At 69.6% G+C, this 24699-nt stretch carries 27 protein-coding genes and 3 tRNA genes; 15 read left to right on the top strand and 15 right to left on the bottom strand.

Annotated elements, in window-relative coordinates; translation table 11 throughout:
- The 3 genes from AC1DX8_RS17200 (at position 1) to AC1DX8_RS17190 (ending at position 2603) form a co-directional block, all read left to right on the top strand.
- A complete protein-coding gene (locus tag AC1DX8_RS17200) occupies positions 1-378 on the top strand; it encodes a YciI family protein (protein ID WP_477631164.1) in 378 nt (125 codons plus the stop codon).
- Between the two features lie 71 nt (positions 379-449).
- Positions 450-1736: an RNA polymerase sigma factor gene (locus tag AC1DX8_RS17195; RefSeq protein ID WP_477631163.1), complete on the top strand. Its 1287-nt coding sequence runs from the start codon at positions 450-452 to the stop codon at positions 1734-1736.
- Between the two features lie 42 nt (positions 1737-1778).
- Positions 1779-2603: an alpha/beta fold hydrolase gene (locus AC1DX8_RS17190; protein ID WP_477631162.1), complete on the top strand. Its 825-nt coding sequence runs from the start codon at positions 1779-1781 to the stop codon at positions 2601-2603.
- A gap of 68 nt (positions 2604-2671) precedes the next feature.
- Here the strand turns inward: AC1DX8_RS17190 and AC1DX8_RS17185 are convergent, their stop codons facing one another.
- The 8 genes from AC1DX8_RS17185 to AC1DX8_RS17150 all read right to left on the bottom strand — a co-directional run bounded on the left by AC1DX8_RS17185 (position 2672) and on the right by AC1DX8_RS17150 (position 9452).
- Positions 2672-3310, bottom strand: coding sequence for a hypothetical protein (locus tag AC1DX8_RS17185; protein ID WP_477631161.1), 639 nt, complete (start codon positions 3308-3310; stop codon positions 2672-2674).
- Positions 3311-3325: 15 nt separating this feature from the next.
- On the bottom strand, positions 3326-4084 hold the full coding sequence (gene bioD / locus AC1DX8_RS17180) for a dethiobiotin synthase (protein WP_477631160.1): 759 nt from the start codon (positions 4082-4084) through the stop codon (positions 3326-3328).
- Positions 4077-5201 carry an 8-amino-7-oxononanoate synthase gene (locus tag AC1DX8_RS17175; protein ID WP_477631159.1) on the bottom strand — a complete coding sequence of 375 codons (1125 nt, stop codon included), beginning with the start codon at positions 5199-5201 and terminating at the stop codon, positions 4077-4079. Before AC1DX8_RS17175 ends, bioD begins: the two co-directional genes overlap by 8 nt.
- A gap of 13 nt (positions 5202-5214) precedes the next feature.
- Positions 5215-6528, bottom strand: coding sequence for an adenosylmethionine--8-amino-7-oxononanoate transaminase (locus tag AC1DX8_RS17170; RefSeq protein WP_477631158.1), 1314 nt, complete (start codon positions 6526-6528; stop codon positions 5215-5217).
- Positions 6521-6718: a biotin synthase auxiliary protein BsaP gene (gene bsaP / locus AC1DX8_RS17165; RefSeq protein ID WP_477631157.1), complete on the bottom strand. Its 198-nt coding sequence runs from the start codon at positions 6716-6718 to the stop codon at positions 6521-6523. The genes AC1DX8_RS17170 and bsaP overlap by 8 nt, the downstream gene beginning before the upstream one ends.
- 13 nt (positions 6719-6731) lie before the next feature.
- On the bottom strand, positions 6732-7748 hold the full coding sequence (bioB, locus tag AC1DX8_RS17160) for a biotin synthase BioB (RefSeq protein ID WP_477631156.1): 1017 nt from the start codon (positions 7746-7748) through the stop codon (positions 6732-6734).
- A 159-nt stretch (positions 7749-7907) separates the two neighbouring features.
- Positions 7908-8342: a response regulator gene (locus AC1DX8_RS17155; RefSeq protein ID WP_477631155.1), complete on the bottom strand. Its 435-nt coding sequence runs from the start codon at positions 8340-8342 to the stop codon at positions 7908-7910.
- 684 nt (positions 8343-9026) lie between these two features.
- Positions 9027-9452: an ATP-binding protein gene (locus AC1DX8_RS17150; RefSeq protein WP_477631154.1), complete on the bottom strand. Its 426-nt coding sequence runs from the start codon at positions 9450-9452 to the stop codon at positions 9027-9029.
- 185 nt (positions 9453-9637) lie between these two features.
- Here AC1DX8_RS17150 and AC1DX8_RS17145 point away from each other — a divergent pair, with 185 nt between their 5' ends.
- On the top strand, positions 9638-9817 hold the full coding sequence (locus AC1DX8_RS17145; RefSeq protein ID WP_477631153.1) for a hypothetical protein: 180 nt from the start codon (positions 9638-9640) through the stop codon (positions 9815-9817).
- A gap of 424 nt (positions 9818-10241) precedes the next feature.
- Here AC1DX8_RS17145 and AC1DX8_RS17140 read toward each other — a convergent pair whose 3' ends face one another.
- Positions 10242-11207 carry an anti-sigma factor RsbA family regulatory protein gene (locus AC1DX8_RS17140; RefSeq protein WP_477631152.1) on the bottom strand — a complete coding sequence of 322 codons (966 nt, stop codon included), beginning with the start codon at positions 11205-11207 and terminating at the stop codon, positions 10242-10244.
- Between the two features lie 896 nt (positions 11208-12103).
- Here AC1DX8_RS17140 and AC1DX8_RS17135 point away from each other — a divergent pair.
- On the top strand, positions 12104-12310 hold the full coding sequence (locus AC1DX8_RS17135; protein ID WP_477631151.1) for a helix-turn-helix transcriptional regulator: 207 nt from the start codon (positions 12104-12106) through the stop codon (positions 12308-12310).
- Positions 12311-12333: 23 nt separating this feature from the next.
- Positions 12334-13806 (top strand): site-specific integrase, encoded by a 1473-nt coding sequence (locus tag AC1DX8_RS17130; RefSeq protein WP_477631150.1) that lies wholly within the window; start codon positions 12334-12336, stop codon positions 13804-13806.
- A gap of 10 nt (positions 13807-13816) precedes the next feature.
- On the opposite strand, the gene AC1DX8_RS17125 is transcribed toward AC1DX8_RS17130, so the two are convergent.
- The 5 genes from AC1DX8_RS17125 to orn form a co-directional block, all read right to left on the bottom strand.
- A tRNA-Lys gene (locus AC1DX8_RS17125) sits at positions 13817-13892 on the bottom strand.
- Positions 13893-13973: 81 nt separating this feature from the next.
- Entirely contained in the window at positions 13974-14597 is a 624-nt protein-coding gene (locus tag AC1DX8_RS17120) for a copper resistance CopC family protein (RefSeq protein ID WP_477631193.1), read from the bottom strand.
- A gap of 55 nt (positions 14598-14652) precedes the next feature.
- Positions 14653-15303, bottom strand: a complete 651-nt coding sequence (locus AC1DX8_RS17115) for a class I SAM-dependent methyltransferase (RefSeq protein ID WP_477631149.1) — start codon at positions 15301-15303, stop codon at positions 14653-14655.
- A gap of 88 nt (positions 15304-15391) precedes the next feature.
- Positions 15392-15467: transfer RNA gene (locus AC1DX8_RS17110), tRNA-His, on the bottom strand.
- 143 nt (positions 15468-15610) lie between these two features.
- A complete protein-coding gene (orn, locus tag AC1DX8_RS17105) occupies positions 15611-16240 on the bottom strand; it encodes an oligoribonuclease (RefSeq protein ID WP_477631148.1) in 630 nt (209 codons plus the stop codon).
- Positions 16241-16321: 81 nt separating this feature from the next.
- On the opposite strand from orn, the gene AC1DX8_RS17100 reads away from it, so the two are divergent.
- From AC1DX8_RS17100 to AC1DX8_RS17090, 3 genes are all read left to right on the top strand, one after another.
- Complete coding sequence (locus AC1DX8_RS17100; protein WP_477631147.1) at positions 16322-17512, top strand: PrsW family intramembrane metalloprotease; 1191 nt, start codon at positions 16322-16324, stop codon at positions 17510-17512.
- Positions 17513-17522: 10 nt separating this feature from the next.
- Positions 17523-18779, top strand: a complete 1257-nt coding sequence (locus AC1DX8_RS17095) for a M20 metallopeptidase family protein (protein ID WP_477631146.1) — start codon at positions 17523-17525, stop codon at positions 18777-18779.
- A gap of 13 nt (positions 18780-18792) precedes the next feature.
- Positions 18793-18868, top strand: a tRNA-Arg gene (locus AC1DX8_RS17090).
- A gap of 8 nt (positions 18869-18876) precedes the next feature.
- Here the strand turns inward: AC1DX8_RS17090 and thpR are convergent.
- Complete coding sequence (gene thpR, locus AC1DX8_RS17085) at positions 18877-19443, bottom strand: RNA 2',3'-cyclic phosphodiesterase (protein ID WP_477631145.1); 567 nt, start codon at positions 19441-19443, stop codon at positions 18877-18879.
- A gap of 122 nt (positions 19444-19565) precedes the next feature.
- Between thpR and AC1DX8_RS17080 the strand changes: the two genes are divergently transcribed.
- From AC1DX8_RS17080 to AC1DX8_RS17055, 6 genes are all read left to right on the top strand, one after another.
- Positions 19566-20324: a hypothetical protein gene (locus AC1DX8_RS17080; protein WP_477631144.1), complete on the top strand. Its 759-nt coding sequence runs from the start codon at positions 19566-19568 to the stop codon at positions 20322-20324.
- Positions 20325-20402: 78 nt separating this feature from the next.
- Positions 20403-22109, top strand: coding sequence for a dynamin family protein (locus AC1DX8_RS17075; RefSeq protein ID WP_477631143.1), 1707 nt, complete (start codon positions 20403-20405; stop codon positions 22107-22109).
- Positions 22106-23797, top strand: a complete 1692-nt coding sequence (locus tag AC1DX8_RS17070; RefSeq protein WP_477631142.1) for a GTPase — start codon at positions 22106-22108, stop codon at positions 23795-23797. The genes AC1DX8_RS17075 and AC1DX8_RS17070 overlap by 4 nt, the downstream gene beginning before the upstream one ends.
- Positions 23798-23930: 133 nt before the next feature.
- Complete coding sequence (locus tag AC1DX8_RS17065) at positions 23931-24197, top strand: single-stranded DNA-binding protein (RefSeq protein WP_477631192.1); 267 nt, start codon at positions 23931-23933, stop codon at positions 24195-24197.
- An 84-nt stretch (positions 24198-24281) separates the two neighbouring features.
- Complete coding sequence (locus AC1DX8_RS17060; protein ID WP_477631141.1) at positions 24282-24419, top strand: hypothetical protein; 138 nt, start codon at positions 24282-24284, stop codon at positions 24417-24419.
- The gene (locus AC1DX8_RS17055; protein WP_477631140.1) at positions 24419-24625 is read left to right on the top strand and encodes a hypothetical protein; all 207 of its coding nucleotides are present in this window, start codon (positions 24419-24421) and stop codon (positions 24623-24625) included. The genes AC1DX8_RS17060 and AC1DX8_RS17055 overlap by 1 nt, the downstream gene beginning before the upstream one ends.
- The last annotated feature ends 74 nt before the right edge of the window (positions 24626-24699 follow it).

Below are 24699 nucleotides of genomic sequence, written 5' to 3'. Positions count from 1 at the left end.
ATGCCCCGTTTCATGGGATTCGTGAAGATGGAAGAAGGATCCGGCGCGCCGCCGCAGGCGCTGATGGATGCGATGGACACCTACATCGGCGAGCAGGCCGCCAAGGGCGTCTTCCTCGACGGCGGCGGCCTATACGGCACCGAGGACGCCGTGAACTTCGTGGTTCGTCAGGGCGAGACCACGCGCGTGGACGGCCCGTACGCGGAGGCCAAGGAGGTCGTCGGCGGGTTCGCCATCATGCAGTTCGACACCTTGGAGGACGCCATCGCCGGACAGCAGGAGTTCGCCGACCTGCACGCGAAGTACTGGCCCGAGTGCTCGATGGTCGCCACCCTGCGCCAGATCTCGGAGGCACCCCCGGAGGCTGCCGACGCCTGACCATGCCGGACCATGAGCCTGCCGAGACCGGCGCCGCCCTGCGGACGGCGCCGGTCTCGTAGGCTCACCACGTGCCAGCCGAGTCCGCGACCGCCGAGGCGATCGTCACTGCATGGCGAGCCGAGTCAGCCCGACTCGTCGGCGCCCTGACCCGGATGACCCGCGATGTCGAGCTGGCCGAGGACCTGGCCCAGGACGCGCTCGTTGCCGCGCTCGAGCAGTGGCCCACGGCGGGCTTGCCGGACAACCCCGCCGCGTGGCTGATGACCACCGCCAAGCGCCGGGGGATCGACCACTTCCGTCGTGCCGACAACCTTCGGCGCAAGACCGAGGAGCTCGGGCACGCCCAGAGGCAGGGACAGGAGGAGCAGATGCCCGACCTCGAGTCACAGGTCGACCACATCGAGGATGACGTCCTGCGCCTCATCTTCCTGTCGTGCCATCCCTCCCTGACCCCGGAGTCGAGGGCAGCGCTCACGCTCCGCCTCGTGGGGGGCCTGACCACCAGCGAGATCGCACGGGGCTTCCTGGCCGCCGAGTCGGCCATGGGCCAGCGGATCTCCCGGGCCAAGAAGACCCTGTCCGAGGTGCGGGCGGAATTCGACCTGCCGACCGGCCGGGACCGTGACCAGCGCCTCGACGACGTGATGGCGGTGATCTACCTGATCTTCAACGAGGGGTATGCCGCCGCGGCCGGTGAGCAGTGGATGCGGCCCGACCTGGCGAACGAGGGAGTCAGGCTGGCCCGCATGCTGGCCGCTCTCGCGCCCACCGAGCCCGAAGTGCTCGGGCTCCAGGCCCTCCTGGAGATCCAGGGCTCGCGGATGGGCGCGCGACTGGACCCACACGGTGCGCCGGTGCTCCTGGAGGCGCAGGACCGGGCTCGCTGGGACCAGCTGCTGATCCGACGCGGGCAGGCCGCACTCCACCAGGCCCAGGGCCTCGCCGCCCGCGGAAAGCCGGTGGGGAAGTACTTCCTCCAGGCGTCGATCGCTGCCGAGCACGCCCGCGCCAAACGAGCCGAGGACACCGACTGGCACCGGATCGCGAGGCTCTACGACATCCTCGCCCAAGCAGCACCGGGAGCGGTCGTCGAGGTCAACCGTGCGGTCGCGCACGGCCGGGCGTTCGGACCGGCAGCCGGGCTCGCCGTGCTGGCGGACGTGGGAGCCGACGCGCTGGCTGACTCCCCGCTCCTACCCAGTGTGCGTGGCGACCTCCTCGAGCGGGCCGGCCGGCACACTGAGGCGGCAGACGCCTTCAGTGCGGCGGTCGCCCGTACCCGCAACGAGGCTGAGCGTGCGGTCCTTCGGCGGCGAGCCGACGAGAACCTGGCGCGCGTGTCGAAATCCGGCTGACCCGTTCGACGCATGGTGAGAGTCCCCGACCGAGGAGAGATCATGACCACCCTGACCGCCACGAGCAGCACCCGGTTCGTCGAGTCGGCCGACGGGACCCCGATCGCCTACGACGTGACCGGGACCGGACCCGCCGTCGTCGTGGTCGAGGGTGCTTTGTGCCAGCGAACGATGGGCACGGCGAAGGCGCTGACGCCGCTGTTGTCCGAGCACTACGCGGTCTTCGCCTACGACCGACGCGGCCGTGGCGAGAGCGGCCCGGGCTCCTCGCCGTCCGCCGTGCAGCGTGAGGTCGAGGACCTGGTGGCCGTGCTCGGGGTCGCGGGTCCCGAGGCCTTCGTCATCGGGGCCTCGTCAGGCGCCGTGCTGGTGCTGGAGGCGCTGCGTGCCGGCGCCTCGATGCGGAAGGTCGCCCTGTACGAACCCCCCTTCATCGTCGACGCCACGCACGCCCCCAACGATGCCGACCTCGGCGTCCGGACCCAGCAACTCGTCGACGAGGGACGACAGAGCGACGCGGTGAAGCTGTTCATGCGCACGGTCGGCGTGCCCGCCCCGGCAAGGACGATGATGAGGGTGCTGCCAGTCTGGAAGAAGCTCTGCGGCGTCGCGCACACCCTGCCCCACGACTACGCGCTCGTGCTGGAGCACCAGCAGGGCGAGCCGCTGCCGGTCGGCTACCTGTCGGGGGTCACGGTCCCCGCCCTGGTGATCGTGGGCGGCAAGAGCCCCCTGTACATGAAGAACGCTCAGACCGCCCTGGCGGCCACCCTGCCGAACGGAACGCTCAAGGAGCTGCCCGGGCAGACGCACATGGTGCGTGGCAAGGCGACTGTCCCTGTGCTGCGCGAGTTCTGGGGCAGCTGAGGCGTCCCCGGGCCAGGTCCAGGGGGACCGCGCACGCTGATGACGACGGCCCCTCTCGCCTCAGACGGTCAAAGTCGCGAGCGGGCTGCGCGGCGAGAGCCTTCGGTGAAGAAGGCCGCGATCCCTCCGACGTCGGTGAGCTCCTCGACGAGACGGGCGGCGCCGAAGGGGGCGTTCCAGAAGTCTCCGGCCAGCGGGTCGTGCGGACCGACATAGGCGTAGGGCCTGTGGAGGTACCCATCGCCGGGGGAGACCCCGTAGTTGACGCCGTCCACGGTGGTGGCGACGTCGAAGTGCTCCGGCCATAGCGTGCGCTCGGCGTCTGGTGAGAACTGCCGCAGGGCGTCGTCGCCGAGGCGGAACGCCGTCTCGACCACGCGCACGGCAGCCGGGTCGAGTCGCACGGTCTCCGACGTGGGGACGTGTGGGCCGTCGTGGTACACGTCCTCCAGCGGGCTTGCCTCCAGCCCGACCCGTCTGGCGGCCTCCGTGATGGTCAGTCCGTCCACGGCGATCCGTGCGGTCGGCGTGACCAGCTCGCCTCCCTCCAGCCCGATGACCGGGTCCTCCCAGGTGCCGATGCCCTCCTGCCGCACCCGCAACCGCAGCTCGCCGGTCTCGCGGAACCGTGGACCGGCGACGACCAGCTCCGCCAGTGCGTGGAGGCTGCGACGGGTCTGCGCGTAGGCGTCGGCGGTGTCTGTCATCGTGCTCTCCTCCACCTAGGAAACGTTGAGTGCCCTCGGAGCGCGCTCCCGGAACTCGGGCGCCGTGACGGCGCCCAGGCCCTCCGGGAGGACTCCCAACAGCGGCGCCCCAGCCACGCTGGGGAGGTCGACCAGGTTGGTCCGCTCAGCCAGTCCGGGGTCAGGTGGATGTGACCCGATGACGACGCCGAGCAGGGGGAGCTGACGCGAAGCCAGGGCCTCGGCCGTGAGAGCGGTGTGATTGAGGGTTCCGAGGCCGGGACTGGCTACGAGCACGTAGCCGGTGCTGATTCCCTTGTAGCGCAATGCTGTTCCCAGGTCGGCCAGAGTGCCTCCGCGGCTGTCGAGGCGGACGAGGAGGCCACCCGCGCCTTCCACGAGCACCACGTCGACGTCCTGCGCGAGGGTGGCGATCGACCGTGCGTGCTCTGCGACAGGGGGCAGGGCCACCTGTTGGAGTCGGGCCGCCGTGTCGGGCGCCAGTGGCGTGTCCAGCCGGATGAACTCGTGGTACGAGACACCCGGGTCCTCGCCGAGGAGGTGCTGCACGACCTGGAGGTCGCCGTCCTCGTCGGCCCCCACGCCGGTCTGCAGGGGCTTGACGACGGCCACCTCGGCGCCGCGGCTGCGCAGCATCGCGGCGAGCGCAGCCGTCACCACGGTCTTCCCCACGCCCGTGCTCGTGCCCGTGACGACGACGACCTTCGGCAGGGAGATCGGGTCCGACGGGATCGACTCGGACGGCAGCGACTCGGACGGCGGCGACTCAGGCATGGGCGACCACCTCGCGCAGGACGTCGAGGGCATGGTCGAGGACGTCGGGACCGTGGTCGGCGTGCGCGGTCAGCCGCAGTCGTGAGCTGCCATCCGGAGTGGACGGTGGCCGGAAGCAGCCGATGCGTATGCCGCCCCGCTCGGCCTGGGCGACCGCCGCGAGTGCCTCGGCGGGTCCGGGCATGGTCACCGAGAGGACCGCCCCAGCGGGGACGACGACCCCACAGGCCTCGGCGAGCAGTGCGGAGTTCCGTCGCGCCGCGGCTGGTAGACCGGGGACCGCGGCCAGTACGTCGAGGGCGCCGAGGGCAGCGCCCGCGGCCGCCGGTGCGAGTCCCGTGTCGTAGATGAACGGGCGTGCCGTGTTGACCAGGTGCTCACGGACAGCCTCGTGGGCAAGGACCGCCCCGCCCTGGGCTGCAAGCGATTTCGACAACGTCACCGTCACCACGACGTGGGCGCTCGCGGTGATACCGGCCTTGGCGGGCCCACCCTCACCGCGCTCTCCCACCACGCCGAGACCGTGGGCGTCGTCAACCTGGAGGATCGCGTCGAACTCTTCGGCGAGGTCCGAGAGCTCCCTCAACGGCGCCGCGTCGCCGAGGACCGAGTACACCGACTCCACCACGACGATCGCCCGCGGCTGCGTGCGTCCGGCGAGCAGTTCCCTGACGTGGCCGAGGTCGTTGTGGCGGCTGACGGCCACGGCGCCTTGGCTCAGGCGGGCACCGTCGATGAGGGACGCGTGCGCGTGGGAGTCGGAGACGATGAGGGTGTCGGGGGCGGCCAACGAGGTGAGGACCGCAAGGTTGGCGTGGTACCCCGTCGACAGCACGAGGGCCGAGGGGGCGCCGGTGAGGAGGCACAGGGCGCGCTCCAGCTCCTCGTGGATCTCGAGAGTGCCGGTGACGAGCCGGGATGCCCCAGCCCCGCCGCCGTAGGTCTCGGCGGCCGCGACGGCGCCAGCGATCACGGCCGGGTGGCGGCGCAGTCCTAGGTAGTCGTTCCCCGCCAGATCCAGAATCTCACCGGACTTGAACGGCCTGACCTCGCGACGAAGTCCCATGCGGTCGCGGTCGAGAGCCCGGTCGGCCAGCCAGTCGAGGAACATGCTCATGGGTGCATCATCCTCAGGCGTGAACCGTGGCAACGGCATGCACCATGGCGTCGCAGATGGTGCTCAGGTCTTCGGGGGTCGTGACATAGGGCGGCATCGCATAGACGAGGTCGCGGAACGGGCGGACCCACACGCCGCGCTCCAACGCCGTGGCGGTGAGTTCGGCGACACGGGCCGGCTCGCGCAGCTGGATCACGCCGACTCCGCCGAGGACCCGGACGTCGGCCACGGCGTGAAGGTCCTGCGCGGGCTTGAGGCCCGTCGTCAGTCCGGTCTCCAGGTTGCGCACCTGGGCGGCGAAGTCGTTGTCCTGCAACAGGGTGAGACTGGCCAGTGCGACCGAGCAGGCCAACGGGTTGGCCATGAACGTCGGACCGTGCATCAGCGCACCTCCGGCCCGTTCGCTGCTCACGCCCTCGGCCACCTCGTCGGTGCACAACACCGCCGCCAGCGACAGGTAGCCGCCGGTCAGGGCCTTGCCGACGCACAGGATGTCCGGGACGACCGCGGCCCGCTCCAGCGCGAACATCGTGCCGGAGCGCCCGAACCCGGTGGCGATCTCATCGAAGATCACCAACGCACCATGCTCGCGCGCGAGCTCGGCCAGGACCTGCACCACGTGGGGGCTGTGAAACCGCATCCCGCCAGCACCTTGCAGCAGCGGCTCCAGGATGACCGCGGCAACCTCGTGCGCGTGCTCCGCGAACAGGCTGCGGGTCTCGCGCTCCCAGGACACCATGGCCGGATCGTCAACCTGTACGTCGATGCCTGCCGGGGGGATGGGCGCGAACACATGCTGGGGGAGTAGGCCCGTGAAGAGCGAGTGCATGCCCCCGACCGGGTCGGTCACCGACATCGGGGAGAACGTGTCACCGTGGTACCCGCCGCGGATCGTGAAGAAACGGGTGCGACGGGTGCCGGCGCCGACGTGGAACTGCAGGGCCATCTTCATCGCCACCTCGACGGACACCGAGCCCGAGTCCGCGAAGAACACCTGCTGCAGAGCGGCCGGCGTGACCGTTACGAGCTGCTCGGCCAGGTTGATCGCAGGCTCATGAGTCAGGCCGCCGAACATCACGTGGCTCATCCGGGAGAGCTGGGCGCGGGCTGCCTCGTCTAGCTGTGGCACGGCGTAGCCGTGGATCGCACACCACCACGACGACATGGCGTCGATGGCGTCCAGTCCTGAGCCGTCCGGCATACGCAGCGACAGCCGGACGCCCGACGCCGACTCGACGAGGTATGCCGCGGAGGCCGTTCCGGCGGACGAGTACGGGTGCCAGACATGGTCCCTATCGAAAGCCATCAACCGGTCGAAGTCAGCCATCACTGCGGGTCTCCCCGTGGACCGCGCACTGGGCGGACCAGCCCCGCGGCAGGACCTGCACCTTCATCCGCCGACGGCACTGGCCGCAGAACCGGGGCGGCTCCAGCGGGAGGGCACGGTCGCACACGGAGTGGTCTCCCTGCCCGCGCGCCTGGCCGCAGCGGCCGCACCACTGGTCTTCGCCCGGCATACCCGTCCCGCTCTCAGAACGTCTCGCTCAGCGCCTTGATCGGCATCCCGAGGTCCGCCAGCAGGCTGAGGTCTTCCTTCGGGTCCCGGCCAAGCGTGGTGAGGTAGTTGCCGACGATGACGGCGTTGATCCCGCCGAGCAGTCCGTCACGGGTGCCCAGGTCGCCCAGGGTGAGCTCGCGTCCGCCGGCGTACCGCAGGATCGTGCGGGGCAGCGCGAGACGGAACGCGGCAATCGTGCGCAAGGCGTCCTTGGATTCCATGACCGGCAGGTCGCCGAAGGGGGTGCCCGGGCGCGGGTTGAGGAAGTTGAGCGGCACCTCGTGCGGGGCAAGCTCGCCCAGCTGGGCGGCCAGCTCGGCGCGCTGCTCGAGCGTCTCGCCCATCCCGACCAAGCCGCCGCAGCACAGCTCCATCCCGGACTCCTTCACCATCAGGCAGGTGTCCCACCGTTCCTCGAACGAGTGCGTGGTCACGACCTGGGGGAAGAACGAGCGCCCGGCTTCGAGGTTGTGGTTGTAGCGGTGCACGCCCATGTCGACCAGGTCGTCGACCTGGTCCTGGCTGAGCATGCCCAGCGACGCGGCGACCTGGATGTCGACCTCCGCCTTGATCGCGGCGACGCCCTCGCGCATCTGCGTCATCAGACGAGCGTCGGGACCACGCACCGCGGCGACGATGCAGAACTCGCTCGCCCCGGTGTCCCGGGTCTGCCGCGCCGCGCGGACCAGCTCGGGAATGTCGAGCCACACCGAACGCACGGGCGAGGTGAACTGGCCAGACTGGCTGCAGAAATGACAGTCCTCCGGACAACCGCCAGTCTTGATGGAGACTATGCCCTCCACCTCGACCTCCGGACCGTTGAACTGCAACCGGACCTCGTGGGCCAGTGCCAGCAGCTCCTCGAGCCGGTCATCCGGCGTCCTCAGCACCTCGAGGATCTGGCCGTACGTCAAGGGTTCGCCACGCTCCAGCACCCGCTCGCGAGCGACCCGGAGGATGTCGGCACTGACGGTTGCCTCAGCAGTCATGAGCGCGAGTCTGGCGCAGCCGTGTTTGGGCCGCGGAGTGGTCTCACACCCCGAACGTTCAGACGGCGGGGACCGGTCACGACACGGGGTCTGCGCGAGAGGTCTTGTGACGTCGCCGCCATCGATCTCATCCAGTCGTTGACCGAGCCAGTTTGCGCCTCAGTCTGCTGGGTCGGCGATGATCACGCGGGCCGGGGGCGGCAACAGGGGGCGCCCAAGGAGGAGGTGCGCGACCACGGCTGTGATGTGGGCGCTCGTGAACGGCTTCGTCACGTAATGGTTGGCACCGGCCAGCAGGCCCGCATCGATCTCGAACTGCGAAGTGAGTGCGCTTACCAGAATGACCGGAACGTCCGCGAGGTGGCGCTGCCGCCGGATCCACCAGCAGACCTCGATCCCACTCAGACCTGGCATCTTGACGTCAAGGAGGACCACGCTCGGGTGCAGGTCGGCCAGCATTTCGACGGCCTGTCGTCCGTCCTCAACCTGAACCGATGCAAGGCCAACCCGGCCCACGGCCACGGACAACAACGCGCGGGCGTCCGCATCATCATCGGCGATCAACGCGAAGGACTGCTGCGGGGATCCCTGCATCCCAACCCGGCCCCTTCGCACGTCATCGTCGCGGCTCAGGTGCCGTCAACAACAACGGCACTGTTCCGCCCTTTGGCGATCCGTCCGCGAAGATGCGAGCCAAGCGCATTCACAACCGACGATCCCCGACGGACTTCACATCACCCGCGGCAACCGGACGTCGTTGTACAACTTTCCGCTGCTACATCAGGGCTCGGCTCGAAAGCGTCAGATCGTGACTATCTGAAATTAGATAGCCCACAGACATAGTTACCGTTGGGTACCTCCGTGACATAGGTGTGAAGTGACTCACACATTGACTCCGCGCAAGCGAGGCGATCACGCTCCATGCCACGGGCCTTGGCGGCACGGTTGGTCGCGGGGCACGGGCTTCATTGATGGGGAACGACCACAGTGTTGGGATCGGGTTTGCCGTTGCCGTTTCTGGCGGGGCGAAAATCTCGATGTGTTCCGGCTGCGCGTGGGTGCGCCGAGCCGACTCCGGCCCGCTCCGACGGCTGCTTCGCGCCCGAAGCAGAGGGCCCAGGCGAACCAGACCGGAGCCTTGTGTGCAACGGGTTTGCAAAGTTGGACCGCCTTGCCCGAGCCCTCCCTGTCAGTAGATGGCGAACCGGCTACTGAAAACGTCACCGGATCTGCGGCGGAAGATCTGGTGAGGTCGCACTCACCGAAATGATCGGGTCGTCAAACCTGTTGGAGGGGATTTCCTTGATGCGGGGGCTCAAAAAGCGTGTCGGGCAGCGAGACGGTCGCGACCAGTCCTCCGCTTACCAGCCGCCCGAACCGGACGGTCAGCCCGTGCCGGTGGGCGATCTCGCGGGTGACGACGAGGCCGACTCCGGAGCCGGTCCCGACCTGGGGAGCTCGCCCGCCGACGATGTCGTTGAGGCGTTCCAGGGCGGCATCCGACGCACCCGTTCCGCTGTCGCCGACCCTGACCAAGGTGGGGGAAATGGTTCCTGCGGACGTGGGTCGTTCACCGCGCACCCAAACGCCGCCGGACCGGGGCGAGACGGCCAAAGCGTTCTCGAGGAGATCGCCCATCATGTGCACGAGGTCCGATGCGACGTGTGCCTGCACGCGACGGGTCGGAAAGGCTCCCACGGTCACGCGTTGGTACCCGTTGACCTCTGAGACCGCGGCGTAGGCGAGTTCGCTGAGCACTTTCGGTGCATGAATGCTGCGAACGGTGGGCAGTCCGGCGAGGACGAGTGCGGCGTTGCTGTTGCGGCGAAGCTGGGCGGCGAGGTGGTCGAGTCTGAACAGACTGCGAGGCGTTCGGGGTCCTCCTCGCGGTGCTGCAGGCCTTCCAGCACTTCGTGCTGTCGGTCAACCAGAGCCGCGCCGCGTTCGGCCAGCGACGCGAAGAGGTCCGCGGTCGGGGCTGCGTCGTCGCGCAGCAGCAACCTCGGAGCATCAGCGACGGGGCGTACTGCGCGACTGCGGCCAGGCGCCTGAGTGCCCTCATGAACTGATACCGCGGACATCTGCCCCCCCTTGCTCACGCACGTCTTTCACGGCGCTGCTCGACGCGACCAATCGACCAGCAAATCCGGCCACGCGACGAACCGCGTTGCGGGGGCTGGCGAACGTAATGATTGCGGCAGCGAAAGGCAAAGGAACGGCAAGTCCACATCGTGGAGCCGACGAGGTAGGGAGCTCGTCCGCCGGTGTCGCTACCGCGGGTCGCCTACTGACGTCGGACGTCGTGCGGGCGACGCTCGTGCTGGTTCGGCAAGATGCTGGGCAGAAATGTGCTGCCCCCGCTGGCAACAACCAGCAGGGGAGGGCCTGGCACCCTCTCCCAGACATCGCAGAGTGTCGCTTGGGAATGCCTCAGGGTTGAGTTCGCGCAGAAGAACGGATGGGACTTGGAACCCTCTTCCCGCGGCGAATCGACTACAGCCAGGTGTGGATCCGGACCGTGGTCCCGGCCTTGCCGGAGCGAACCTGAACCAGATCGCACAACTGGTTGGCCATCCACAGCCCGCGGCCGTGCTCGTTCGCGGGCAATGGCGGGCGGCGCCCGACCAACGGGTCGGTGATGAGGCCGCCTCCGCGCACCTCGCAGACCAACGAGTGGTCTTCTTCCCAGATGCGTAGCTCATTTGCGCCGCGGCCGTGCCTGACGCTGTTCACGGCCACCTCGTGGACGCCCAGGACAAGGTCGTTGGTCCGATCGAGGGTCAGTCCCGCTGACGCGGCGTGCGCACGGACGTCGGCGCGGACCGCCGCGTAGTCGTCGCCATCGAAGCCGCGATGGGAAACCACGACCTGGACCTGGGGAAGGTCGGTCTTGAACATCTTCCCCAAGTGATGGGCTCCGCCATAGGTGGTGCTGCCGCGGTGCGTCTGCACGTCGACCACCACCGGGTGGGAGCGATGCGCTTCGGCGACCACGTCGTCCGGCAGCGTCGTGGTGTCGTACGGGCACATCAGCCACAGCGGGGTGTCCGTGTCGACCGCCATGTTGAGCAGCGCCTCGTGCATCTGGCACTCAGCGAGCTCGGCCAGGCGGCGGCCGGCCCAGATCGGCTCACCAATGCCGCGCACCGGCTGCCCAACGTGGTCGTCGGCAAAACGCTGCCACGCCGGGATGATCCGCGCCGGGTTGGCGCCCAGTTGAGCCATGTCGACGAACTCGACCCCTGCCGCGTCAGCGGCCAAGGCATCCCGCAGCACCGCGATGCGGCCCGGGGTGACCGCGGCGAGGACCGGCTGCCCCGCTGCCAGACCCTCCCTGATGAACGGGACCGTTCCGGCCACGAACTGCTCATCGCCATCCCAGAAGAACGCCTCGTGTCGGTACCCATCATGGGTGCGACGCCGGTTCTCCGGACGGGGCCGGTCGGCACCATCCCGCACCCCGTTCGGGACGGTGCCACCATCGGCTCCCTGCTGTGACGTAGCCGCCCCTTCCGGAGGGGTTTACCGCCAAAGGCGGTCAACCGTGCGAAACGTCTGCTTTGGAGGCTACGCCTGAATGGGACCGCAGGACCCGCTCGGTGGCGACAAAGCGCAGGTCACGGCCCGAGTCCGCCTGCGGTGGCCATCTGCACCCGAAACGCGCAACGCACTGACATCCGCGCCCCAGCTGATCGCGGCGTGAGCGGGCGATCGGTTCCATAGCGAGTCGCCATCATGGGAATCGAGCAGGTCGGATCCTTGCCTTCTCGGCAGTCGATCTGTTCACATGCTCTGCGCCGGTGCTCTCTCAGTCCCGGATCACAGGCCGGGGAGCAGATCGGTGACTTCTCATTCGGCTAGCCGTAGTAGTGCTTGGCTGGCCAGTGCAGGAGGCCCGAGTCAATGAGCCCGATGAGTCACCCGCGAGCTTCTCCGCACCGTCGCGCTGCGCGAGGGGCCGCTCGATGGCTTTGGCCAGGCCCCGAAGCAGAGCACCGTTGCCGACCGGGTGGATGGTCCGCAAGATACGACCTTCGATGACATGCTCCGGGACTCCGACGCGGTGCACCGCATGCACTCGATCGCCCCGCCTTAAGCACACTGCCTCCCCTTGCGTCAGCCCTTGGCTGCCTTCGCAATGAGAGGCTTATCGGCCCTTTGCCGTGCCGGAGGCGGTCGACCACGGTCGGTCTTGTGCCTCCGTTGTGCTCCGACATTACGGCTGAGAGAGGCTCCGCACCGTCCGGAGTATGAACGTGGTGCGCCCGGAATCCCCATAGTGCCCCTTCGTTCTCGTTGTCCTATCAGGGGTCGCGCTGGACCACGAGCGCGACGCGACGGGAATGGAGAGCTCCATGGATCTCAAGGCAGAGACGCCCAAGCCGCGGCCCCTGTGGGGCACTGAAGAGGTGGCGGAGTACCTGGGGGTGCCCGTCAAGACGCTCTACAAGTGGCGCCTGGAGAAGCACGGACCGCCGAGCCTGCGGGTCGGGAAGCACCTCCGGTATGTGCCCGATGACGTGGTTGCTTGGGTCGAAGACCGCAAGCAACTCGCTTCCTGAGGCGACCCATGGCACGAGCGTCATTGGAGCTCGGAACTTGGGGCCAGATCTGGGTGACCAAACGTGCTCCGACCGCAGGTGGCAAGCAGCCGGTCTATCGAGCTCGTGCGCTGTACCGCGACTTCGACGGCATCAGTCGCGAGGTTCAGGCCGAGGGCAAAACCAAATCGGCGGCGCAGACCCGTCTGCTGAAGAAGTTGCGTGAGCGCGTCCAGTCTCGGAACGTCGCCTCACTCAAGTCGACAGACCGGTTCTCAGTTGCCGCCGAGCTGTGGCTAGCCAATGTCACCGAGATGGTTGCCGACGGTCGGCGATCTCCAGGAACTCGGGACACCTACAGGCAGAAGTTGGACAACCACGTTCTTCCCGCTATTGCGGGGGTGCGGCTTGGGGAGATCACGACACCGCTAGTCGACAAAGTGGTCGGCTCGATCAAGAAGGGCGTAGGTCCACCCACGGCCAGAACCAGCCGAACCGTCATCTCTGGCGTCCTTGGTTTGGCTGTGCGGCACGGCGCCATCCCGACCAATCCAGTCCGAGACGTTGACACCATCGCGTCCAAGCCGAAGAGGCGGCCAAGGGCTCTGGATGAGGACGAGAGGAGGGCTTGGTTCGCCATGCTCGCACGGGACCCGAAGGCGGCCGAAGCGGACCTACCTGACCTGACGACCTTCCTGCTGGCCACGGGCGTCCGGATCGGTGAAGCGCTCGGCATCCTGTGGGCGGAGGTCAACTTGCAGGCTGGCGAGATCGAGATAACCCATCAGGTGACCCGGATCAGGGGCGAAGGGCTGCTCCGGGTCAGCACGAAGTCTGCTGCGGGGGAGCGAGTGCTCAAGCTTCCCTCCTGGTGTCTCGAGATGCTGATGCGCCGGTGGCAGCAGGGGGTCCGGCCTGAGGAGCCCGTGTTCTGCGACGCACTCGGGCGGTTCCGTGACCCCAACAACGTCCGACGTGATCTGCGTCGTGCGCGGGCACCGATGGCAAGTGAGGCGCGTCAGCAGCTCGGAGTCGCCCTGATGCGAGCCCGCAGAGCCACGCGGCGGTCGCGCAACGACGTGGCCGAAGCCATGACATGGCCCCGGACCCGCATCGAGCTCTTGGAGACGGGTCGCGTTCGGCTCGACGTAGATGACGTCATCGCGCTGGCTGACCACTACGGGATCAGCGGCGGTGAACGTGCACAGATTCTGGCTGTCGCGGCTGAGGCGTCGCAACGTACGGACGGGGACGCCCTCGCGTGGATTACATCGCACAGTTTCCGGAAGACGACAGCGACGATCCTCGACGACGCCGGCCAGTCTGCCCGACAGATTGCCGACCAACTTGGCCACGCCAGGCCCTCACTGACCCAGGACGTCTACATGGGACGGCGTGCGAAGAACCCAGCGGCCGCCGAAGCCCTCGAGCAGGCCATGGGTGAGTACCCGATGGAGCCAAAACCGGGGGGTTTACCGGGGGAAAGTCGAGTTCGGCCCGAAAGCCCAACGCGCTGACCTGCACCAATGGTGCGCCATCAGGGACTCGAACCCCGAACCCGCTGATTAAGAGTCAGCTGCTCTGCCAATTGAGCTAATGGCGCGCGAGGAGAGACCTTAGCAGGACGATGCGGGGCGGGTGAAATCGGCTGACGCCACGGGGCATTCGCCCGATCAATCGCGGGTCACTCGCTGGTTCGGCGCCGGGTGGCGGCGACGAGGGCGGTGCCCCCGGCGAGGGCGAGGGCAGCCACCCCGAAGGCCAGGCCGATCCGCACCGCGCGACCGGTTCCCTCGCCTTCGTCTGCGGCCAGGGCGGAGGGGGGCGTCGTGGTCGTTTCGCCGGTGGCCGGCTCACTCGTGGTCGAGTTAGACGGCGTCACGGGGGTGCCGGGAAGGGGGGCGGCGGTGGGGGTGGCCACCGTGAACGTGGTGCGGTCGGAGACCGGGTGGCCGTCCTCGCTGACGACGTGGAAAGAGACCGTGTAGCGGCCGTTCGGCAGGCCCGCCATGAGGGCCTGGGTGACGGTCACCCCGTCGACCGCCGCCCTGCCCGTCGAGACCGAGCCAGCGGGACCAGCGACGCTGACGGTCGCGAAGCTCGTGCCGATCGGCTCGTCGAACGTCAGCACCACCGTGGTGGGCGCGACGGTCAGCGTCGAGCCGTCGTCGGGGGAGATCGACCTCAGGGCCGCGTGGGCATCGGCGCCGGTCGCCATGACCAGCGAGCTGAGGACCCCCAGCAGCAGGCCGACGATGGCGACCCACACTCCGATCCTGATGACCCGGCGCTTGCCCTCGGAGTCCATGAACACCCGACCATCCTGCCCGACCGGTCGGCTCCCGACGCCAGCGACCCGGGGCTCAGGCCACCCGCCGCTCCAACCCTTCGACGCGCCATACCGGACCGCGGTGGGTGTGCACGGCGGTGAGCCCGCGGTCCCGCAGCACGGCGAGCATCGCCTCCGGCGGGTGGGCGAACGACTGGTACCGGTGACCGGTGAGGCGCAGGACGGCGTTCTGGGTGGCGACGAAGGCACGGCTCGCGAGGTTGCGCGGCGGGTGGCTGAAGACCAGGAGGCGTCCGGCGTGGTCGGCAGCCGCTCCCAGCAACCGTTCGTAGTCGGGGTAGCAGCACACAACACGGTGGAGCACCACCACATCCGCGCGCTCTACCTCGTCGGGGGCCTCGACGATGTCGTGCTGCCGGCGTTCGACCCGGTCGGCCAGGCCGGCCTCCCGGGCCAGCTCGTCGGCCACGCCGTCGTAGGAGGTGACCAGCTCGAGGTTGGTCGTGCGCGAGGCCCCACGGCGCAACAGCTCCAGCTGGATCTCGCCCACCCCACCACCGATTTCGAGGACCGTCGCACCGGCCAGCCCCTGCGCGGCGAGGAACTCCACCATGTCGCGCTCAGCCCTGCCCAGCCCGCGCTTGCGGTAGCGCCTCGCCTGCTTGCGGGCGAACCGCGGGCTGAACACCTCGTCGAACCCGTGCGGGTCACAACAGCCGGCCATGCCGCCAGTCTCCCGGGGCGAGGCTGGTGACACCACGTCCAGAAGTACGACGAAGGCCCCTGACCATCTCGGTCAGGGGCCTTCGGTGTGGGGTGAGCGACGGGGCTTGAACCCGCGACCCCCGCGACCACAACGCGGTGCTCTACCAGCTGAGCTACGCCCACCATGCGTCGCGACCGGACAGTGCCGGTCGCGGAAGCGACGCCAATAGTACCTGTTCCGGAGCGGTGCTCGTGACCACCCCGCGCAGGTGAGGTGGACTCGGCCGGCGAGGCTGCGGCATACGGCCTGTTGGTTGGGGAGGTGGTCAGCCGTGGTCGACGACGTGCCGGGCGGCGATGCCCTTGGCCGTGTCGCTGTCCGGGCCGGGCGGCGGGACGAAGACCGCCTCGCGGTAGTAGCGCAGCTCGGCGATCGACTCGCGGATGTCGGCGAGCGCGCGGTGCCCGCCGGACTTCTTGGGCGAGCCGAAGTAGGCCCGCGGGTACCAGCGACGGGACAGCTCCTTGATGGAGGAGACGTCGATGATGCGGTAGTGCAGGTGGGCCTCGAGCTCGGCCATGTCGCGGGCGAGGAAGTTGCGGTCGGTGCCGACGGTGTTGCCGCCGAGCGGGGCCTTGCGCGGCTCGGGCACCCACTCCCGGATGTAGGCGAGCACCTGCGTCTGGGCGTCCTCCAGGGTCGTGCCGCCGGACAGCTCCTCGAGCAGGCCCGAGGTCGTGTGCATGTCGCGGACGAAGTCGTCCATCTGCGCCAGGGCCGCGTCCGGGGGACGGATCACGACGTCGACGCCGTCACCGAGCTGGTTGAGCTCGAAGTCGGTCACGAGGGCCGCGACCTCGATGAGGGCGTCGGTCTCCAGGGAGAGCCCGGTCATCTCGCAGTCGATCCAGACGATGCGGTCGTTGACGGAGCGGTCGGTGGGGGTGGCAGTCACCGGGCCACCTTATTGCCCCACTGTGACAGGCGGCGCCCGCGTCACCTCCTCCCGTTGGCCTCCTCGACTACCCTTCCCGGCATGACGTGGGGACAGGGCCAGGAGTATGCCGCGAGCGCACCGCCCGCGGGCGGGCCGCAGTCCGTCGGCACCGGGCCAGCGACCTCCGGCCGGAGCCGGCTTCGCGGGTGGCTCCTGGCAGGGGTCATCGTCGTGGGGTTCGGCCTCGCGGCCGTCGTGCTCGCCGTGTACTACGGGGGCACCCTGGGGCTGGTGACGACGCTCCTCGCCGTGGTGCTCGCCGCCATCCCGCTCGGCATCGTCATCCCGACCTTCCTGTGGCTGGACCGGTTCGAGGCCGAGCCGGTCCGCTACCTCGTGACCGCCTTCCTCTGGGGCTCGCTGGTCGCCGCCCTGATCGCCGGCGTCTTCAACACGGGCGCCAACATCGCCTTCCAGGCGGCGACCGGCCACGAGGACGATGCGCTCCTCGCCACGGCGGTCTTCTCCGCGCCCCTCGTGGAGGAGGCGTCGAAGGGCCTGCTCGTGCTGCTGATCTGGTGGTTCCGGCGCCGTGAGTTCGACGGGATCATCGACGGCATGGTCTACGCCGGCGTGGTCGCGGCGGGCTTCGCGTTCACCGAGAACATCCAGTACCTCGGCATGGCCTACAGCGACGGCGGGGACTCTGCCCTGACCGGCACCTTCATCGCGCGCTGCCTGTTCACCCCCTTCGCCCACCCCATGTTCACGGTCCTGACGGGGATCGGGATCGGGATCGCCGCCACGACCCGGCACCGCGGGCTCAAGGTGCTGGCCCCGGTCGGTGGCTACCTGCTCGCCGTGCTGTCCCACGCACTGTGGAACCTGGCCGCCATCACCGGCGGCGCGGGGATGCTGTCGGTCTACCTCGTCGTCGAGGTGCCGATCTTCGTCGGCTTCGTCGCCCTCGTGGTCTGGGCACGCCGGCGGGAGGGTCGTCTCATCGGTCGCCACCTCAGTGAGTACGCCGACGCGGGCTGGCTGTCGCCCAGCGAGGTGCAGATGTTGTCCACCATGAGCGGCCGGCGGTCGGCGCGGGTGTGGGCCCGCACGACAGGGGGTCGGGCCATGCTGCGCTCCATGCGACGTTTCCAGGACTCGGCGAGCGAGCTGGCCCTGCTGCGGGCCCGGATGCACCACAGCGCCGCCGACACCCGAGCGCTGGAGACCGAACGCGAGCTCCTGCAGGCCATCACCGCCAGCCGCCGGGACCTCCTCGGCGCGTACTAGCGTGCAGGCCGTGCGCTCCCTCGAACTCGCCTCCGCCCTCGGTCCGGACCTGATCGCGCTCCGTCGCCGCCTCCACCGGATGCCCGAGCTGGGGATGTCGCTCCCGCTCACCCAGCAGGCAGTGCTCGAGGCCCTCGACGGGCTGGACCTCGAGATCACGCTGGGCCAGTCGCTGTCGTCCGTCGTCGCCGTCCTGCGAGGGCGTGGTGGTCACCCCGCTCCCGAGGGCGACCCGGCCGGCGCGCGACGCCCGGTCGTCCTGTTGCGCGGCGACATGGATGCGCTGCCCGTGACCGAGGACCTGCCGCTCGACTTCGTCTCCGAGCACGAAGGGCTCATGCACGCCTGCGGCCATGACCTGCACGTCGCGGGACTCGTGGGCGCCGCCCGGATCCTGCACGAGCTGCGCGACGAGCTCCACGGCGACGTGGTGTTCATGTTCCAGCCGGGAGAGGAGGGCCCCGGCGGGGCGAAGCCGATGATCGACGAGGGGCTCCTCGACGTCGCGGGGCGACGGGTGGATGCCGCCTATGCCCTGCACGTCTTCTCCTCGGAGCACCCGCTCGGCACCTGGTTCGGCCGTCCCGGGCCACTGATGGCGGCCGCGGACGAGGTGAAGGTGCGGGTCGTCGGCGAGGGCGGTCACGGGTCGCAGCCGTTCCGCGCCAAGGACCCCATCCCGGTCGCCTGCGAGATCGTCGTCGCGTTGCAGACCCTCGTCACGCGCCAGTTCGACGTCTTCGACCCGGTGGTCATCACCGTCGGGAAGTTCGTCGGCGGCACCAAGGACAACATCATCCCTGACGACGCGGTCTTCGAGGCGACGCTGCGCAGCCTGTCGGAGCAGGCCCGCGCCGCGATGGCGGCGAAGATCGAGCTGCTCGCCGCCCGTCTCGCCGAGGCCCACGGCCTGACCGCCGAGGTCGAGTACCTCCCGGGCTACCCCGTCACGATCAACGACGAGAGCGAGTACGCGTTCGCGAAGGACACCATCGTCGACCTGTTCGGGCCGGACCGCTACGTCCACCAGCGCGACCCGGAGATGGGGGCGGAGGACTTCGCCTTCGTCGGGCAGCAGGTGCCGAGCGCCTACGTCAACCTCAGTGCTTGCCCGGCGACCGACTTCGCCTCGGCGCCTGACAACCACTCACCCCGGGCGGACTTCGACGACTCCGTGGTGCCCGACGGCGCGGCCCTTCTGGCCGAGCTCGCCCTGCGTCGCCTGCGTCAGCTGGCGACAGCCGGACCGACCGCCAACTCGTCCTAGACTCTGCGGCATTGCCCCCGTAGCTCAGCGGATAGAGCGAGTCACTTCTAATGACTGGGTCGCAGGTTCGAGTCCTGCCGGGGGCGCCATCCACACGTCAGCCGGAGAGCTCCACGACGGCGATGGGCTCGTAGTGCGGTCGGCCCTTGCCCTCACCGCGGTGCGACGCGAAGACGGTGACCTCGTCCGCGGTCCAGACCGGCCCGGCATACGCGTCGAGCACCCGCAACCACCGGGTCGCCTCGAAGGGGTGGCGCGACCTGGCCACCGTCAGGTGCGGCGTGAACGGGCCGCCCTCGGGGTTCGCGCCGACCTGGCTGCAGGCGCGACGGACGGCGCGGGCCAGGCCGGCCAACGACTCCAGCTCGTCAGGCTCCCCGTCGACGCCCATCCACGTGACCCGGGCGTCGTACGGGTTGGGGAAGGCGCCGCCACCACGGATGCGGAGCGTGACCGGGCGGCGACTCCCGACCGCCTCCGCCACGCCGTCGACCATGGGGTCGACCAGCCGGCTGGGGACCTCGGCCATGAACGCGGTGGTCACGTGCCAGAGGCTCGGGTCGGTCCAGCGCAGGTCCGGCCCGGCGTCACGACGGGGGTCGAGGAACTCCCCGAGGTGGTCGAGGGCGGCCTCCGGAGGCACGACGGCGACGAAGATGCGCATCCGCCCATTCTGTCGTCAGGCCATTCGGTCGGCAGGCCATCCGGTCGGCAGGCCATTCTGTCGTCAGGCACTGCCGTGGGGGCGGCACTGGATTAGATTGGCGCGAGGAGGAAGGGGCCGCCATGCAGCTGTCGTCGTTGCGCGTCGACTGGACACCGCCGCGCACCTGGTTCGTGACCGCACGGCTCCTCGAGGCGGCGGCCGCGGTGGGCCTGGTGGGGGCGGTGTGGCTGAGCTGGCAGGTCTACCAGTCGACCAGCCAGGCGTTCGGGCCCAACGGTCAGCCCACGCCCGAAGGGCCTTCCTTCCTCGACCGCGTGACGCAGTTCGCCATGTACGGGCTCGGCTACGGACAGGCGCCCATCGGGGGCGTCGTCGCCACCCTCCTGGTGCTCGCGCTCCTGGGCATCCTGCACTTCGCGCAACCGGTCAGCCACGCCTCCGTGCTGCGCTGGGAGGTGTTCGCCCTCTGGGTCGCCGCTGCGCTGCACGCCCTGGTCGTCGTGGCGGCGGTCGTGGTGGCCCTCATCCACGGCGACCCCACCGCGCCCGAGGAAGGCACCGTCACCTTCAACCCGGGACCGGGCTTCACGGAGGTGCTGCTCTCCGGAGCAACCCTCCCGGTGCTGTGCCTCCTCCTGCTGTCGGTGTCGGCCCTCTGGTGGCTGCGGCTCCCGGTCGACTTCGAGGCGCCGGACGAGGTGGTGGAGAAGCCGGTCCGCCAGCCGCGCCGCCGGCGGCCCGCCCCTGACGCCAATGTCGACGACCTCACCCTCGACGGGGTCGAGCTGATCGAGCCCGTCGAGCGGCTCCACCCGCGCGACGTGGGCGGTGACGGCTCGACCGCCAGTGGGTACGACGACTACTTCCGCCGCTTCTAGGCCTTATTTGTCGAACGCATGCCTCCGGTCGGGTCTGTCGCGTGCAGTGGCGCTCGTTCGGTTCGTTAGGCTTGCGGTGTGATTTCCAGGGACGACGCCGTGTCCATGCTGGGCGCCGTGACGACCCTCCGTGAGCAGGTCGAACAGGCCCAGCTGCCTCTCGAGGTCCCCGACGTGATGACCGGTCGGGCCACCCGTGACGCCCTCCTGAAGCAGCTCGACGACTACGTCATCCCCCGACTCCGCTCGCTCGACGCGCCCTTGCTGGCGGTCGTGGGTGGGTCGACGGGAGCGGGCAAGTCGACGCTCGTGAACTCGATCGTCGACGCCGAGGTCAGCCGGTCGGGGGTCCTGCGCCCCACGACGACGACCCCGGTGCTGGTCCACCACCCGCAGGACGAGCGGTGGTTCTCCGACGACCGGGTCCTGCCGGGCCTGAGCCGCGTCACCGGGGTGCCGCGCGAGGCAGATGGGGTCAACGCCCTGCGTCTCGTCTCCTCGAGCTCCCTCCCGCCGGGCATGGCGCTGCTCGACGCCCCCGACATCGACTCCGTCGTCAGCGCGAACCGTGCCCTGGCCGCGCAGCTGCTCGCCGCCGCCGACCTCTGGCTCTTCGTCACGACCGCTGCGCGGTATGCCGACGCGGTGCCGTGGGACCTGCTGCGCCAGGCGTCGGAGCGCGGCACGGCGGTCGCGATCGTCCTCGACCGGGTGCCCCCCGAGGCGATGGCCGACATCCGCAGCCACCTCGCGTCGATGCTGCGCGAGCAGGGCCTGTCCACCGCGCCCATCTTCGGCATCCCCGAGGCCACGCTGACCTCGGAGGGGCGCCTGCCCGAGACCGACGTGGCCCGGCTGCGCTCGTGGCTGACCGCCCTCGCCAGCGACGCCCGGGCCCGCGCGGTGATCGTCAAGCAGACCCTCGACGGCGCGCTCGGCAGCCTCGAGGAGCGAACGAGGGTGCTCGTGGCGGCGACCCACCACCAGGAGCAGGCGGTGGCGGCCCTGCACCGGGAGTCCGACGCGGCCTACCGCGAGGCGCTCGCCAACGTCGAGCACGGCATGACCGACGGCACCCTCCTGCGCGGCGAGGTGCTGGCCCGCTGGCAGGAGTACGTCGGCACCGGGGAGTTCTTCAAGCAGGTCGAGTCGACCATCTCCAAGGTCCGCGACCGGATCACCGCGGCCCTCAAGGGCCAGGCCCCGCCGTCGGGAGACCTGGGCGAGGCGCTGCAGACCGGCGTCGCGGCACTGATCAACGCCCAGGGCCAGGGGGCTGCCGCGACCGCCGCCCGCCAGTGGCGCAAGCTCCCGGGTGGCGACGCGCTGCTCGACGGGTCGACAGAGCTCGCCAAGGCGTCCCCTGACCTCGCCCCGCGCACCGAGCGCCTGGTCCGCGACTGGCAGGGCGAGGTGCTCGAGCTGGTCCGCGGCGAGGGCAAGGACCGTCGCACGACGGCCCGCATCGCGGCATACGGGCTCAACGGCATCGGCGTGATCCTCATGCTCGTGGCGTTCGCGCACACCGGTGGGCTGGTCGGTGCCGAGGTCGGCATCGCCGGCGGCACCGCCGTCCTGGCCCAGAAGGTCCTCGAGGCGATCTTCGGCGATCAGGCCGTGCGAGACATGGCGACCAAGGCGCGCAAGCGCCTGATCGAGCACGTGCACGAGCTGTATGCCGCGGAGCGGGTCCGCTACGACCGGGCACTGGAGCACGTGGAGACCAAGCAAGGCCAGGCGCAACGCCTGGCGGACGCGGCAGCAGCGGTGAAGGCGGTTCGATGAGCCCGTTGAAGATGGGCACCAGGCAGGTCAAGGCGGTGGACGCCGAGGAGCTGACCACCAGGTCGAGCGCCCTCCAGGAGGCGTTGGAGGCCGGTGGCGCCGAACTCGACCCCCGAGCCGTGGCCACGGCGCGCGCCGTGGTCGACAAGATCGGCGAGCGGATCTCCAAGGCCGGCAACCACACGGTCGTCGCCCTCGCGGGGGCCACGGGTTCGGGGAAGTCCAGCCTCTTCAACGCGCTGGTCGGCGCCGACGTCGCCGTCGTCGGCGCGCGGCGCCCCACGACCTCCCGGCCGGTGGCTGCGGTCTGGGGCGACGACGACGCCACCGAGCTGCTGGACTGGCTGTCAGTGGCCCAGCGCCACCATGTGTCGCCGCGGGCCACTGACGCGACCAGGGAGACACCGTGGACGCTCGACGGCCTCGTGCTCCTCGACCTACCCGACTTCGACTCGCGCGTCCTCGCCCACCGGGTCGAGTCCGAGCGGGTGCTCGAGCTGGTCGACGTGTTCGTGTGGGTCACCGACCCGCAGAAGTACGCCGACGCACGGCTCCACGACGACTACCTGCGCGCCCTGTCCACCCACGACGCCGTCACGGTGGTCGTCCTCAACCAGTCCGACCGCCTGACCGGCGAGGCGACCGGCCAGATCCGCGGTGACCTGACCCGGCTCGCCGCCGACGACGGGATCGCCGGCGTGCAGGTCATCACCACCTCCGCCACCAGCGGCATCGGGGTGGACGACCTGCGGATGCGGCTCGCGACCGCGGTGGCTGCGCAGAACGCCGCACAGCACCGCCTGCTCGCCGACGTGTCAGCCAGCGCCACGACGTTGCGCGGGGGAGTGGCGGCGAGCGAGCCGACCCTGGCCGACACGGTGGACGCCGAGCTCGTCGACGCGCTCTCCCGGGCTGCAGGAATCCCCACGGTGGTGGCGGCGGTCGAGCGCGACTACCGCAACCAGGCATGGGGACGCACGGGGTGGCCGTTCACCCGGTGGGTCCGCGCGCTGCGCCCCGATCCCATGAAGCGACTGCGGCTCAACACCCGCGACGCGGTGGAGGAGAAGCTGGCCGTCACGGCTGGTGACGTCCGCACCGTGCTCGGCCGCTCGTCGCTGCCGCCGCCCACCCCGGCTGCGCGCTCCTCCGTGGAGCTGGCCACCCGTCGAGTCGGCGACCAGGCCGCCGAGGGACTCCCCAGCCGTTGGGCCGAGGCGGTCGCCGACGCCGCGACCCCGCCGGGTCCGGAACTTGCTGACGCGCTCGACCAGGCGGTCGTGGGCACGTCCCTGAAGATGCGGGCGCCCGCATGGTGGCAGCTGTTCGGGGCGGCCCAGCTCGTGCTGGCCCTGGTCGCGGTCCTCGGTTTCCTCTGGCTCGCGGTGCTCGTGGTGATGGGGTGGCTCGCGCTGCCCGAGCTCGACACCCCCCGGCTGGGTCCGTTGCCCTACCCCTTGCTGATGTTCGTCGGCGGGCTGCTGCTCGGCCTGGGCCTGGCCGCCCTGGCCCGTGCTCTCGGGCGTCGGGGAGCCCGTCGCAGGGGTCAGCAGATCCGTGCCCGCCTCATGGAGAAGGTCTCCGGGGTGGCGGCCGAGCGGATCGTCGGCCCGGTCCGGGCTGTGCTGGATCGGCACCGGCTGACCCGTGAGTCGCTCGACCGGGCGGAGCAGAACCGGCGCCGTTGAGGCAGCGCTCGTCCACCGGTCGTCTCGTTTCGCGCGGCTGTCCACAGGTGGCGCCTCGTGCCGTCGCCCCGCCGTGCCCTCCTCGCCACAGTGGTGTCCGACCCCAGGACATGACACAGATGAGGTGAGCGAGATGAACGAGTCCTACATCACGGTGACCGGACGGCTGGTGGCCGATCCGGAGTCCCGGACGACGAAGCTGGGAGTGCCGTTCGCGGCCTTCCGGCTCGCGTCCACCGTGCGCCGGCTCAACCCGAGGACGCGGGAGTACGAGGACGGCGGCACCAGCTTCTACAACGTCACGGCGTTCCGCTCACTCGGGGCCAACGTCGCGAACTCGCTCGGGAAGGGCGAGCCCGTCGTCGTCTACGGACAACGTAAACCAAACGCGCCCATGTGAGTAGGTGTACACCACCGCACTCGCCGCGTACTTTCGTCGTTAGTTGCAGAACGCAACCAAAACGACGAACGAAGGAACGACGACATGGAGTGCAAGTTCAAGGACACCGGCCACGGCCCCTGCGGCGGACCGAGCAACGGCAACCACTGCATGAACCACCAGGACTGCACGCGCGGCCTGCTGGTCTGCGGCCACGCCAACACCCTGCGGACGGTGAAGTGATGGCGACCCAGCCCACCACCAAGCCGAAGACGGCGACCACCTGCCCGCGCTGCACGAGCAAGATGCCCAAGGGCAGGTGCGCCCTCAGCCGCGCAGACAATCGGACCATCGTCTGCGCCAAGTGCGGGCGTGAGGAGGGCATCCTCGCGTTCTACGGGGCCACCCTGCCGACCATCGAGGAGTGGCCGATCACCTACAACTTCTGATCCACCTCACGAAACGCCCGAGCCATGAGATAGATGGCTCGGGCGTTTCTCTGCGTGAATCTAGTCGGTAGATC

It is taken from the genome of Pedococcus sp. P2_A3, assembly GCF_056405035.1.
This window is presented reverse-complemented; position numbering and strand designations above follow the sequence as displayed.